The organism is Glaciimonas sp. GG7 (assembly GCF_052976905.1).
Genome location: NZ_JBRIIQ010000016.1, coordinates 1 through 15,226, shown reverse-complemented (window position 1 = coordinate 15,226; position 15,226 = coordinate 1). Strand labels below are relative to the sequence as shown.

At 50.1% G+C, this 15,226-nt stretch carries 5 protein-coding genes; 3 read left to right on the top strand and 2 right to left on the bottom strand.

The window, feature by feature from the left end; translation table 11 throughout:
- The first annotated feature begins 72 nt into the window (after positions 1 to 72).
- Together ACVBEF_RS06095 and ACVBEF_RS06090 are read left to right on the top strand one after the other, a co-directional pair.
- Entirely contained in the window at positions 73 to 6,141 is a 6,069-nt protein-coding gene (locus ACVBEF_RS06095; protein WP_447123044.1) for a hypothetical protein, read from the top strand.
- Positions 6,142 to 6,325: 184 nt separating this feature from the next.
- Entirely contained in the window at positions 6,326 to 11,920 is a 5,595-nt protein-coding gene (locus ACVBEF_RS06090; protein WP_447123043.1) for a hypothetical protein, read from the top strand.
- 216 nt (positions 11,921 to 12,136) lie between these two features.
- Here the strand turns inward: ACVBEF_RS06090 and purU are convergent, their stop codons facing one another.
- A complete protein-coding gene (purU, locus tag ACVBEF_RS06085) occupies positions 12,137 to 13,009 on the bottom strand; it encodes a formyltetrahydrofolate deformylase (protein ID WP_447123078.1) in 873 nt (290 codons plus the stop codon).
- Between the two features lie 477 nt (positions 13,010 to 13,486).
- On the opposite strand from purU, the gene ACVBEF_RS06080 reads away from it, so the two are divergent.
- Positions 13,487 to 13,792, top strand: a complete 306-nt coding sequence (locus ACVBEF_RS06080; RefSeq protein WP_447123042.1) for a hypothetical protein — start codon at positions 13,487 to 13,489, stop codon at positions 13,790 to 13,792.
- A gap of 63 nt (positions 13,793 to 13,855) precedes the next feature.
- On the opposite strand, the gene fdhA is transcribed toward ACVBEF_RS06080, so the two are convergent.
- Positions 13,856 to 15,058 (bottom strand): formaldehyde dehydrogenase, glutathione-independent, encoded by a 1,203-nt coding sequence (gene fdhA, locus ACVBEF_RS06075; protein WP_447123041.1) that lies wholly within the window; start codon positions 15,056 to 15,058, stop codon positions 13,856 to 13,858.
- Positions 15,059 to 15,226 lie beyond the last annotated feature (168 nt).

The following is a 15,226-nucleotide window of genomic DNA, read 5'->3' as shown; positions in this document are numbered from 1 at the left end:
ACTGGCCCGTCTGGTCGAGGCGACCAGAGACGCCCTCCAGATAGACAGTCTCCAGACTTGAAAGAAACAACGATGAAGCATGTCCACCACATCTCTAATTCCGGTCACATCTATCGACCACCGAAACCGTCTCAATTCGACGAAAATACACGTAAAAACGCCAAGTTCAGAGCAGAATTTACCAGCGTCCATTCATCCTCCCTGAGAGCGCTCCCCACTGCGCTATCGATGCAGGGCAATCAGCCAACCCCATCGAGCGTTGTCTCGAAATTGCTTGCAATAATGACCATTGGCTCTGTCGCCGGGACAGTGATTCCACGGCCAGGCAATACATCGTTCCCGCATTCTTTTAGCGGCGGACAAAATGCCGCCCATCCGTCAGATTCGCCCTTTGGTTATTGTCCAAAAAATCACCACTCTCAGACTAGTCTTGCGCACCATGCCGCTCCGCTACGCCCACCCATTGTGATAAACAGCACGCCGCGTCGCGTACTCCCGGATGTAAAAATAACAAAGACCAGAACTCAAATAAACAAGAAAAAGAACGGCTCAAAATATCCCGAATTAATACGTCCCAGACAATCGCCACCCCCCGTTGCGCAACCGCCGTATGCCTCAGTCTCAGAGCAGTCTGGCGATGCGCGACTAGCGCATCACATCTCGGACAATCCCTCATCAGACTCCATCCCCCATCCCCCATTATCTGCAGCCGCAAATAGTCTTTCAAATAGCAAGGAAAGAAGCTTTATTTCAGACGCACGCCATATGCTGCTAGGCGAGTCGGCGGTCACTTACATTTCGCCAGATGGACCAATCAGCGGTAATTGGCTGCTATCCGGAGTGAATTCCAAGCCCAATTTTTCAATGATGAATTCGGGTTGGCGCGAAGCAATTCGGGATCGGGCTGACGCAATACTGCGTGAAAATGAACGACAAAAGATGGATCAGATTTTTATTGAAAGCATTCCATTTGATCCCTTTATCGATTCGTTCTCAACCTATATTGATGCCGCTTTAGGAAATTTATTTGAGAGTGAAGGTCTGCCGAGAGACGCTATCCATCAGCGTATCTCCGCCAGATTTGATAACGAACGCCCTGTCAATGCGCCACATTCCCATTTACAACCGAAGCAACCAGAGGTGATTTCGCACACTGCACAATGGACCGTAAAACAAATTGCGACAGGGGAAAATTTTTATGAGATCGAAGACAAGGCAGGCCCTGTCACGGCACATAATATGAATGATGTTACCTACCACTGGCCTTCCAATTTCACGCTGCGAATAAAGAAAGAAATAACCACTGGCTGGTTGTGGCGCACCTTTAGCAAACTGATGACGACACGCTTCACATCAGGGCCATTGGTGGATGACGCAAAAAGAACCATTAAAGCCTACGCTACCGAATTATTTTCCCGACATTACGATGGCGACCCGGCCCAGTGCGATGCACAGTTAACCAACTTCCTCCAAAAGGCCAGACCGGTTTTCTTTAGAGGCGACCGCGTTGCCGGCCTGTTTGTAGCGCCGGGGGGGACAGCAGGAAGCTACGGGCGCCTCTATTCGATGAGCGATACGCTCACCCCTGTCAATGTCAAGCATGACAATTTTCGGATAAATTATGACGCCTTGAAGGAAGTGGTCAAGAACGGTTTACCCTTAAAAAAAATAATCGAGCTGGGCGATAGTTTATTTTCTCCATACTTGTCTAAATCACCCTTTCCAATGCATGTGGAATCATATCTGTCGTTCTTAGGAACACCTGCCAGGGTCGAGGATATTTTATGGCGCGCAGCCATCGATAAATTATTTTCAGATATGGATATAAACGTTCTATCAAGCGACGAAAAAGACTTGATGTTAACAATGGGGCTGATAAAAACCGGGATGAAGGCCACCATGATGGCCGGGAGCGCTCCCCTGAGGCCGTTGGTGTCATTTGCTGCCAGCGTCCTCTCAACACTCCCGGATATAGGATTGGCTATCGTTGCCGATAATCCAAATAAGTCGAGAGAACATCTGACGGATTTTTTCGTCGGGTTAGTCATTGAATATGTCGGACTTCAGTTTTTCATCGGCCATAAAACGTTCATCATGACGCGAATCGCCAAAAGCGTACACAAGCTGGCAATAACGCCGTCGATGAGAAATATCGAACTCAGCAAGCTGACTCACTGGGCAACGGATTACAAAAATTACCTCAACCTGGCATCCCATGAAAAATTTCTCTACTTAGCGCAAAACAGCGTCGCCGCACCCTCTGGAAGTTTGGTAAAAAAACTCGCTCAAGACGCCAACAGTTGGGATTTTGTTGCTCAGCTTGAACACGATGCAGGATTGATTGTCGCCTCCCAACTTGAACAAATAACGAGCCAGACGCATCCTAATAGTTTTGCCGCCTTTCTTAGTACGACACCAAAACTCATTAAAAATCAGGCAGAGTTCTTAGCGCTTCCAGCCGGCTCCAGGTTTGGTCTTATCAGCGAGAGTGGCAAGCTCGAACATGCCATGTCAAAACTGGATGACGGCATCGCCATCGGATTTAAAAATGACTATCTGGGCGTCGCTGACAGCAATGCGATTCAAGCATTCGATCTTACTGATGCCATTAGTTGGGGGCTCGATGGAACCGCGTCGATAAACGAAGGACCGACATTTACAGTACAAGCAAATCCATTTCTGGCTTTGCCGCCTGAAGAAAAACATCCGAAAGATCCGTTAAAGCGGCCTAAAATTACCATCCAACTCTCGTCAATTTCGACCTCATCCGTAAAGCGACCGGCAGGTCCGCAGGTCCACACGAAAGCACCCGAACATCCCTTCTCAGTGTCTCCCGGCAATGCGCTGCCTGATCTGCCTCAGGATGACGATATTGATGCATTTGAAGGGCTTTCCGCGCTACTCGTGCCATCCCCGCTTGCCATCAATTGTACGAAACAATGTACCGACCAAAAAATCGATACCATCCTCACCACTCTTTTGGCACGCCTCAATGATCTCTCCCTGCCAGCCGCCGCCGCTTTACAAACGAAGTACAACAACGCCGTTAAAACAGCCCTCACTACGCTCAGCTTGCCGCCGCCGGAAGACGAGTGGAAGAAATTACCGCTTCCAGTACGCAAACTAATCCAGGCAGCCCATCTGCTCGAAGAACACGTCAACAACTTCATCTCTGACGATGCGCTGGAACTAGCCACTGCCGATTACGCACAACCACTGGCTGCAAGCACCTTCGATCGTATTTATTTCGATCTGCAAAAACCGTTGATGCATACGCTTGAACAGGACACTACATTGGTCCAGACCATGCGTGAAAATCCATCGGAAGCCCTCACCGCATACTTGCGACTTGACTCACAGGAAAAAATTGACGCCTTTCTCAATAAGATCCAGGAGATCAGTACAACCAACCCTGCCTGGCGCGACATCACAGAAGAGCGCGCATCACCAACGCTACGTGCCGATATGTTGGCTTACTCGTCCGAGATGACCGCTATTTTTTTGGAAGACTTTCAACAAGACGTCTTACCGCTACCCAGAAGTTTCGATCATCTCGCGTGGTTCTACGACTACCTTCAGTGCAAAGATGCCGGACAAGCCTGGGTATTCGATCCACAAAAAAGAACAGCGCAAAAAATACGCACCAACTTCAGTCGTCAGTTAGGTCTTGCGCAAGCCAGGCCACATATGGTGACGGCAATACTCAAGGCATTTCGGTATGGCCCCGACAACATGGCATTATCAGGGTCGCAGGGCCAGTCTTTGTATCACTTACGCACCAGGTCCAATCTCAATAACATTCCCGGCTATATACGTCTGACAGACCGACAAAAATTGTGGATGTTCGACGCGCTACAAGCACGCACCGGCTTATCTGTGAACTTTCACCTTGGCAAGCTGGCGGCCTCGGTCGATAGGATGCTCGACCTGTTCCCTGACGAGACTGACTTAGCGGCAATGCACTACCCTGAAGGAGTGAACGCCTTGTTTCGCCAAATAATCGCATTGGATCTGGCAGGGAATAACAATGTTCGCAAACTCGACTCGCAATGGGTCGATGATTTTTGGCAACTGATGCTCGATAGACAAGAAGCAGTACCTGGTTTGGAAAACCTGATCGACTACCTGGTCAGGCTGCACCCCGAACATAAAGCAGACCGTGTCATCGCCACAGCTTACTACTTGAAAGGCATTGCCAAGTTATCACCCCACACGACCATGCCAGCGGGACTGATCGACTTCGCCATCCAACAGATGAGAGGCCAACTCCGCACACCATTGATCGGCGGAGATTCCCCGGGAACCCGATCGGAGACGATTAACACTTATTTGGATCAGGCAATGGCGCGCCTGGGTAACCAGACGCAACCGACATCGATGCAGGAATGGAAAGAATGGCTGACAACCCAGCCGACCGATGAGCGCCCGCTGCATGCAAGATGGATAGGGCCACCAAGCCGAGAAGCCATCAATGCCACGTTATCCCACGCGATGCAGACAATATTTCAGACTAGGGCTAGCAATCCGTCACCGTTGAGCACCGATCCGGGAGAACAACGCCTTGCCGAACTGCTGGTACGGAGTGGATTCGACGACGTCAAAATGACGACCAATGGCGTCGAATCCGACGTAAAAATGCTCGGCATCGAAGGCTTGGTAACGACCGTTTCCGAACGCGAAAATGCCTATGGCAAAGCCTGGTACAACGACAATTTTCAAAGTGAACAATCTCTCTACGCCCCAATGCTGGCCAGAGACGCCCTTACCGGGACGTTCTATTCCAATAAACTGCCTAAGGGGCAGAAAGCAGCAACGCTGGAAGTCGCCAGTCGTCGTCTGGGCAAGACGCCAAGCTTAGCGTTATTGGCCAGAATTCGGGACGACCTGACCGATTTCTCCGACAACAATGGCACTAAGACATTCGACGACATTTTCATCTTTAAACAAGCCGACATTGACAAAACTGCGCACAACCCGCGCACGCTGTTTAACGATATCTACACTGTTCCGCTTTTTCGCGCGATCATCAATGCGGCTAAACCATATGTAGGGAAATGGACCCTCATTTACGGACAACCAGCGCATATCGACCCCGTCAGACATTTCGTTTATATACCGTGGGATAGTCAATGGCAGCATCTTCCCAAAGATTTTGATCTGACCGGTACGCCGCAGGCAATTTCCGCCCCGCGTCTGTATCTGGAACAATGGTTAACTATATTTTTGCAGCAAAGACCGGCGGCGCAAAGTGACGACGATCAAAACTTAACCGAGCTGCTGACAAATTTCATTCTGGATCAGGCCGGACTCTTGACCTATGAACGCATCTCCTCCAGTCAGCCAAGGACGCCGTTACCGATCCCGGAACGCCTGAATCAACTCAAGAAAAGGCGCTGGGAATACAGATACGCCGAAGCACTATTAACAGTCAATACACCAGCGCAATATCGGGGAGCGGGTGTCTATTCCAATGAAAGTAATGCGATGACGTCGACGATAGAGCAGTTGTCATCGTTGCAGCCGCAACCGTTGCACTTACCCATGCTAAGCAACATCAGCGTTGAGGCTGGAGAGAATAGTCAGCAATATCTGGATAATTTGCTCAACATTTATCATCGCATTTTTGACTACCAGGGCATCGGTGCCCGACTAATGAGCAAATATCGATCGCGCATCTGTGCCCAGAGTCCGTGGCACTTTATTTATACAAACCCTGCAAAGACACCCCATATTCTCAAGCTTTATAGTAAAAGCCATCGGATTGAAAGTTACACACAAACGGTGTTTCTGGCAGACCCTGCTCTGCATCCTCTTTTTTACCTGACTAAAAATGGTCTCGAACCATTGGATTCGGTGCGTCAGGCAACCCATATCTTGCTACAAATCTTGCTAAGTGCACCTGATACAGATGACGAACAAGCCTGTACTGAACGCAGTCTGGCCGGCCCATTGACCGAAATTATTCTCGATGAAATCAAGCATAAATCGCCATCAGCTATTGCCGCCGCCACTATCGATAGATCACAGCAAATACCTACTTTAACGCTACTTAAAAATGCGCTTTCCGTTGCACGACGCGTTACTTATGAAAATAAAATGATCCGCGATGCGCTATGGCGTCATTGGGCAAACAGTCAATGAGCGTGGTCAAAGCGTGCATTTTTTCGTCTCTGCTCAGTAATACGCACCGTATATTAAATTTGCCGGACGCATCCGGGCATCGGATTAACACAACCAATCACGCCCCAATTACGTCCTCCGGACAGAGACATCGTCGATATACAGATTGATCGACAATCTTACGCCAGACTAGAAAGAGATAACGATGAAGTATGTCCACCATATATCTAATTCCGGTTATAACTCCCCACCGCCGAAATCGTATAAATCCGATGGAAATACGCGTAAAAATGCCAGGTTCAGAGCAGAATTTACCAGCGTCAATTCCTGCTCTCTGAGAGCGCTCCCCACCGCGCTATCGATGCAGAACAATCAGCCCACATTATCGAGCGTTGCCTCGCAATTACTCGCAATAATGACCATTGGTTCTGTCGCCGGGACAGTGATCCCACGGCGGGACAACGCATCGTTTCCGCACTCTTTTAGTGGCGGACAAAATACCGCCCATCGGTCGGCTCCGTCATTCGACTATTGTCCGGCAGATCACCGCTCTCAGCCCCGTCTTGCGCAGTATGCCGCTTCGCTACGTCTACCCATTGCCATGAACAGCGCAGCGCGCGGACAGCCGAGTCAGCCAGTCCGAGCGGATAAAGATCCAATCAGCGCAGACCCGACAATCGCGGATACAAAACCAACAATGCCGAAGGCAGACCGGAAAGCATACAAATCAAGCAATCTTGCGGCTCCGCGGCCTCCGCAACAGATCAAGCAGGATTCAGATTTCGATAGATTCACCGTATCGCCAACGCCGATCAATCCACCATTGCCAGGCATGGTTCAAAAAAAGTCTGACCAGCCACTCCCAAGCACGCTCCCCCATCCACCATTGTCTGCCGCCGCAAATAGTATGACGACACTGCTGCCAAGAAGTTTTAGTGCAGACCTGCGCAATATGCTCGGACACATGCCATTGAACACCTACCTTGGGCTTGGGGATAGAGGTAATAGTATTGGCGGCGTTGAAGGTGTTGGCCATGTTCTTGGCTTTGGTCCTAGCAACACGTTTCTTGGTACCCAGTGGTGGACGTACGCACATAAATTAGAAGAAGAAGGACTGGCAGCAGAGAAACTAAAAATGGCAGAACGAAAAATCTTTATGGCCAATATTAGTAAAAGATTCAATCCCCTTACACAAAATATCCAGGCTTTTTTCCGGGAATATTTGATCGTTCTATTCGAAAGCTATGGTCTGCATGCGTCCGATATAGACATCCCCATCCTGGCTAGTTATTACGACATGCGCAATACGAACGTAGCCTCTGCACATATGCAACCGAAGCAATTACAGCCGATTCTTTACGAAGCGACGTGGTCGGTACAAGATATTGCGACAGGAAAAATTTTTCATGAGATCAAGGAAAATGCAGGCCCGGTAGCAGCGCATATGTATCAGATAACAATACATTGGCCTGCGAAATTTCCCCCAAGACTCAAACATGATATTAGCAAAGACGCACTGTGGGATACCTTGGGAAAATATATGGAGGAATGCCTCGCATCAGGACCGTTAGTTGATGATGCCCAAAAGAATATTAAGGCCGTCATTACTGGCATTCTTGCGTATCACTACAAGGACCTCCCTGAGCTGGCAGAGAAGTTGGAATACGCTATAAAAAATATCCGTAGCATCAGGTATCGCGAGGATGTTGTCACTAGCATATTCACGGCGCCGTCCTTCACGGAGGGAGTGTCCAGCTATCTCTTTAGTATGAACGACGCCTTCCAACCCATCCCTATCGACTCCATCTCCGGGCTTCCCCTACGCAACCCCGTCTTACAGGCCGCGATAAGGCAAGGATTACCCCTGAAAGCGCCCGCCAAATGGGGAGAGTATTTATTTAGCCCTTATATGCGAAATAAATATTTTCCCATGCAAATCGCCCCACACTTACTCTTCTCCGAGCCTGGCAAGGCCGCCAATATCATGTGGCCTGCGCTGAAAGAAAAAATCATGTTGGATACAGATTTCTCAGTGTTCTCAAAGGATGAACAAAATCAATTACTGGCCCTGGAAATAACCCAAACCACCCTGCAAGCGACAATCGTCGTCATGGGACCACCGTTGAGTCCGTGGGTGACAACCGCCATCGGTGTGCTCACCGTCATCCCGGAAGGCCTAAAGGCAAGGATTGTCGACGACCCACAGACGGCGCAGATGCACATCACCTATTTCTTCGCAGGCTTAGTGATTGAAGCCGTCGGGATGGCAGCTTACGTAGGAAATCAAGGGATTATCAAACGAAAAATTTCCAGTGCTGCCGCCAAACTGATAGCAAGACCAGAGATGAAAGATGTCGAAATAAGTAAGTTGATGGAATGGGCAAAGCAGACAATTCCATCCATACCGCCCAAAGCGGCCATTTTTGGCGGGCGCCTTATCGGGAAAACAGCAGACCAAATCCGTATTGCGTTGACCCAATCTGACCCCTCGACCGTAACGCAACGTAGTGGCCTGATACATACGCCACATAATGGTCATGTCAATGTGCCATCGCTAACCAGACCAGCCTCCACAGCACAGACTTGGGATGCACTCAGCAAGCAGCAAAAAGCCCACCTCACTTTGGCCGATATGTTGACGGGAACAGAAAACCTCTCCCCGACAGACCGCGATCTTCTACTCCTGGGCTGGGAACAAGCAATTGTTGACACCTTCACCACGTCAGGTATCAAGCCGCCACAGGTACAAGCAGAAAAACTGTCCGAGCCAGCGCATAAATTTTTGTCCGCAAAATATGCACTCATGGAACAGGACGGCAACCTCACCCGCGCGGAAGCACTGGTATTGGCCCACACCGCATTTGCACTGCCGCCGGATCCGCTGCTTATCGACAGGATTTATTTTTATGCGCTAGAACCGTGGATGCAAGAATACGCCAGGGATACGCAGGCAAACGACCTTATCCTCGCACACCCATCGGCTATATTACGCGCGCGGTTATTGCTCAACACACCAGAACGGATCGATGATTTTCTGTGCAACCTTCAAGAAAGCAGGCTATTCAACAACCCGGCATTAATCCAGAGCATGCGCACCCATCCATCGCCGATGCTCGCTACCGAAATGTTGCAGTTCTCCATCGCACAGGTCGATCATTTTCTCGATAACTTCGACGAGTGGGCCGTCGTGCAGATCGGTACTCTCTACAGTGAGGCACTGTTATATGAGTACTGTCGCAGAGCAGATGCGAAAGAAGGTTGGGGTTTCAACGCGCAAAGCCACATCGCAGAAATATTGGCGCGCTACAAACGCGCCCTCGGTGTTGAGCAAGCCATACCGTATATGATCGGGCCGGTACTTAACGCACTCAGATACACCTACGACAGCCAGGGGCTATCAGGTTCATACGAACAATATCTGTCGCATTTACATATTCGCCCGGAGTTAGATGACATTACAGGCTATACATGCCTCACGGACAAAGAACAAATAAGATTATTCAATGCGGTAGCAGAGTACACCGGCTTATCGAAAGGTCGTCGCTTAGGCTCGCTGCTAACCTCAGCCGAGAGAATTCTCCGGCTTTTTCCGAATGGAAAAGGCTTAAGCAAAATGCACCATCCTGAAGGCGACGTGGCATTGTTCAATCAATTAATCGCATGGGATCTGGCCATGATGCACAATGTTCGTACAGTCGATACACCATGGGCTGAGGATATATGGCGACTGATGCTCGGTCGCCGCGAGACCATCCCGGATTTAGGACAGTGGCTCGATAAACTCATGCATGACTACCCTGTCGCTAAAAAAGACCGCATCATCGCCGCAATCAACAGCATGCACGATATTGCCAGGAGCTCGCCAAGCGAGACAACCAGCCGGGCAATGATCGACTTTGCCATACAACTGACCACACACACACTGCGCAGGCCGTACATCGACGGAGACTCCCCCGGTACCAAGTCGGGTGCGATTAACGCTTATTTGGCACGAGAAATACGTAAGCTCGATAACCCACCGCAACTGGCATCGATTCAGGAGTGGAAGCAATGGGTGGAGGCGCAAGCGCCCAATGAACACAATCAACATGAAAGATCAATCACCGCCCCAAACCAACAAATCATCAATGACACGTTAGCGCGCATTGCAGAGGTGGTCGGTTGGCCGCACGGTATAGAGATGGTACCGACATTGCGTACTACCTCCGACGAAGATCCGACAGCGTTGTCACGTACCGGATTGCCAGAGAATATATTTCCCGGCGCACTGGTGCTGGTACAAAGCGGATTCAAGAACGTCAATGCGATGATCGATGGCGTCAAAACTGACATACAACTAATCACTAACGAAAATCGGGTAGCACCCGTCTATGAAGTCAGGGGAGCATGGTACGACGGTGGTAACTTTAAGGCCGTCAGAGAGGATGATCTCAGCCCCATGCTAGCAAAAGACAAACTCAACAATCGCTTCTATTCTGACTGGCCCAACGAACAGGTAACGCTAGAGGTCGCCGGGCGCAACATCAGCAACGATCCAGCCGTCAAAAGACTGCCCTCGCTACTGAGCTTTATAAACGATTTTTCCGATCGCAATGGCACCGCAATATTCGACAAGACTTTCAACATCAAGCCATCCGACGTTGCCGATAGCGCATGCAACCCACGCACGCTTTTCGGCAATTTATACGACAAAATTTGGTTGTTCCGCGGGATAGTCAATGCAGCAGAGTTGTATCTCGGAAAATGGGAGGCTGTTTATGGACAACCGCAATCGATCGACCCGACTAGAAATATCTTTCGCTTCCCATGGGACCGTGATTTAGAGCACATACAAAATGATATCGACCTCACCGGTGCGCCGCAAGAGCACTCACTCAAGCGCATGTATTTGCAACAATGGATGAATATATTGCTGCAAAAAGAGGACAAACCCGGCTTAAACAGTCTGATCACCAATATGATTCTGCAACAAGCCGGGCTTGAGCAATGTGCGTACGACCCCATGAATACCAGCTTATTAAAAAGAAAACAGATTCGCGACTTTAATTACAGGTTGTGGCTCGCCAAAAACCTTGACGCTAAAATTAAAATGATGGTCCCCCCGGAATTTCAAGATGCCACTTTTACCTGCAATCCTGCCGCAGGAATCACGATACAGCAGCTAAATCAGTTACCGATATTACAGAAATCATTATCCTTTTTTCCAACCAACGCCATCAGTGTAGAAGCCCGCAACAACAGCATCCGCTATCTGGACGATCTTAATCAGATTTACCTTCAGCAATATGTAAATAAAGGACTCTTTTCCCAATTGATGAGCACTTTCAAGGAACGTATTTCCGCCGATAATCCGTGGCACTTTATCTACCTTGAACCAAGTGAAAAATCAGAAAAACTCACCACCTATGGCGCAAGTCACTATCTCGACCAGGACAAAAAAATAGTGTATCTGGTCAATACTGATAAGCAATCTGTTTTTTATCTGAGTCGCAATGGTCTGACACCGCTAACCCCGACAACCCAGGCAATGATTATCATGATGGAGATACTCACAGGCGCACAGGGCTTAAATGACGAACAAGCACGCAACAATCGCGGCATGGCCGTCTTACTAGCCAGTATCTGCCTGGTGCAAACCGACCAAAACTCACCCCTGCCGATTGCCGCCGCAATGATCAATGCGTCGCATCAAGCAGTCAGTTTGCTGCTATTACAAAATTGCATTGTCGCTTCACGCCGCGCTTACGATGAAAATCAGCTACTCAAAAATAGTATCAGGCATCCTGACGTTCGTACCTGAAGCACACACAGAACGACGATTTTTTAACCTGGAAACGACAGTTGGACCGGCACGAATATACGTTTTTCCGGTTGTCTGGCCCGGCGCGACGACGTGGCAGACTGTATTGTGCAGAGAAGAGCAACGCTCTTGACGGATATAGAAAAAAGCTCCCCGTATTTTACGAGGAGCTTTTTTATATTTATACGCAATGAAGGATCACCGGACAAAACTTGTTTACTGCAAAATCACAGTCCGATTGCCATTCACAAACAACCGCCGTTCGATGAAATATTGCACCGCCCGCGATAACGCCAGACACTCAACATCACGCCCGACTGCCAACAATTTTTCGGGATTACAAGTGTGATCGACGCGTTCTACCGCCTGCTCAATAATCGGTCCTTCATCAAGATCATCGGTAATAAAATGGGAGGTTGCACCTATGAGTTTTACGCCCCGTTGATAGGCTTGGTGATACGGTTTTGCACCCTTAAAACTTGGCAAAAAAGAGTGATGAATGTTGATTGCACGCCCACGTAACTGAGCGCTGGTTGCTTCTGAAAATATTTGCATGTAGCGCGCCAGCACAACTAATTCAGCTTGGTATTTTTCGATCAATTTCAGCACGGCGGTTTCCTGTTCTGCCTTGTTGTCGGGCGTCACCGGCAGGTGATGGAAGGGAATGTTATGGGCCGCTGCCATCGGCGCCAGATCAGGGTGATTAGAGATGATGGCGCTGAAATCCATAGGTAGCTCGCCCATCTTCCAGCGGAACAGCAAATCGGCTAAACAATGGTCTAGCTTCGATACCATGACCACGACTTTGGGGCGGTGGTGCATGTCGTGGATCTGCCATTGCATGCCGAATTGGGTGGCTACTTTGACGAAATCGGTGCGTAAATCCTCTGGCGTGAGGAGGGTGTTTTCTGGGGTGCGGAAGATGCATCTTAGGAAAAATGTTTGGAAGTTGTCGTCGTCGAAAACGGCTAGTTCGGAGATGTAGCATTGGCGGTCGGCGAGGAATTTGACGATGGCGGCTACCTGGCCTGCCTCGCTTGGGCAAGAAACCGTCAATCCAAAAGTGTTGGTCTTTTTCATGGCATAAATTTCTGTTTTTGGGTGTGTTGGTTAATGATGCGTTTGCTACTCCGGGGAGGCCTGTTCGTTCTGTGGTTTGTGAAACGGTATGTACTCCGTGGAGGCTTGCCGGGCCGTCCCCGGCTAGCTTCAACGGAGCACCAACCGCATCAGAAACCAACAACCGAAAAAGCCCCAAATAATCACAATCCGCCCAAAATTCAAGCGACCAAAAAAAATCCCATTTACCGATTGACCTACACACTTCAGCAGAGTTATTGTGTGCACGTTCCTCAAAAAGGAACACAGGTCTGACAGCCTGTAACACACATTTACCCTGGGCCGCGTCATGCGGTCTGGGACCTAAGTTCGCCCTCCGGGCGGCGATGGTGAGAAAGCCTTCGGGCTTGCTGGTTAATGGTTATGTGTGTCCAGTCTGTCAGCTCATCATTTGCCGCCCACCCGTTATCCAACGGGCCCGGCCCAACCGGACTAAAGGATAAACCGATGCCCAACAGCAAAGCCTCCGAACAATCTACAACCACCCTCCAACAACGCTACTTCCTCATCGACTTCGCCACACTGGCAACCGACGTCTCCCAAGGCATCACCACCACCCTCGACATCATCGAGACCAACGAGCTCCACCGACCCACCCCCCACGCACTCACCGTCAGCGACGCAGCCTGCCAGACGTTGCAAAAACTCGCCCTGACCTCAGCCCGCCTGCCAGGCAATCACGCAATCCAAGAAATTGAATCAATCGATGCCCGCAGCCAACCAGAAACACCCGAAGAACCTGCCAAGAAATAAACCGCAGAAGAAAAAATAGCTTGATCGCATCAAGTCAATCAAGCTATCTCCCACCATCGAAAACTAAGCCAGCCGCCCAATCAATTGATGCGGATCAATCACAAACTTCTTCGGCGCACCCGCATCAAACTGCGCATACCCCTGCGGCGCGTTATCCAACGAAATCACCTCCACCCCAACGATGTCCGCAATCTTGATCCGATCCCATAAAATTGCCTGCATCAACTGACGGTTGTATTTCATCACCGGCGTTTGCCCGGTATGAAAACTATGCGACTTCGCCCAACCCAAACCCAGCCGAATACTCAAACTGCCCTTTTTAGCCGCCACATCCGTGGCACCCGGATCTTCCGTCACATACAAGCCGGGAATCCCGATCTTGCCCGCCACCCGCGTAATTTCCATCAATGAATTAAGCACCGTCGCTGGCGCTTCTGCCTGCGCACCGGCATGCCCATGACCGCGCGCTTCAAAGCCGACGCAATCGATGGCGCAATCGACTTCTGGCGTACCGAGAATGGCTGCAATCTGATCGCTCAGCGTCGCATCCAACGACAAATCAACCGTCTCAAACCCCACACTGCGGGCATGAATCAAGCGCAAAGGATTGACGTCACCAACAATCACCACCGCGGCGCCCAGCAAGCGTGCCGACGCAGCGGCCGCCAAACCGACCGGGCCTGCACCGGCGACATATACGGTCGTGCCCGGTCCCACGCCAGCGGTGACGGCACCGTGATAACCGGTCGGCAAAATATCCGACAAACACGTCAGATCGCGGATTTTAGACATCGCCTGATCTTTATCGGGAAAGCGCAATAAATTGAAATCCGCATACGGGACCATCACGTATTCCGACTGCCCGCCGATCCAGCCGCCCATATCGACATAGCCGTAAGCACCGCCAGCACGGGCCGGGTTGACCGTTTCGCATACGCCGGTATGTTGCTCTTTGCAGGTGCGGCAACGACCGCAGGCGACGTTGAAGGGGACCGACACCAGATCGCCTTTTTTGAGCGTCTCGACATCCGAGCCGCATTCAATGACTTCACCGGTAATTTCATGCCCGAGCACTAAACCGGTTGGCGCAGTGGTGCGACCGCGCACCATGTGCTGGTCCGAGCCGCAAATATTGGTAGATACCACTTTGAGAATGACACCGTGCTCGATCTTTTTTCCTTGCGGATTATCGAGCTTGGGAAAAGGTATGGAATGGACTTCAACTTTGCCGTCACCGACGTAGACGACACCACGATTTTCTGACATTTTGTCTCCTCCTGAAAAGCTTCGTCATTACCGCGAGATCAATTCACCAACGTAAAATTTCGGCAAAAAAAAGCAAGCGGGTCCCACTGGTCTTGCGTCAGAGTGACGCAAGACCAGATCGATTCGTGCTCGATGAACCGGGCGCTTAGAGAAGCTATCACCGACTGC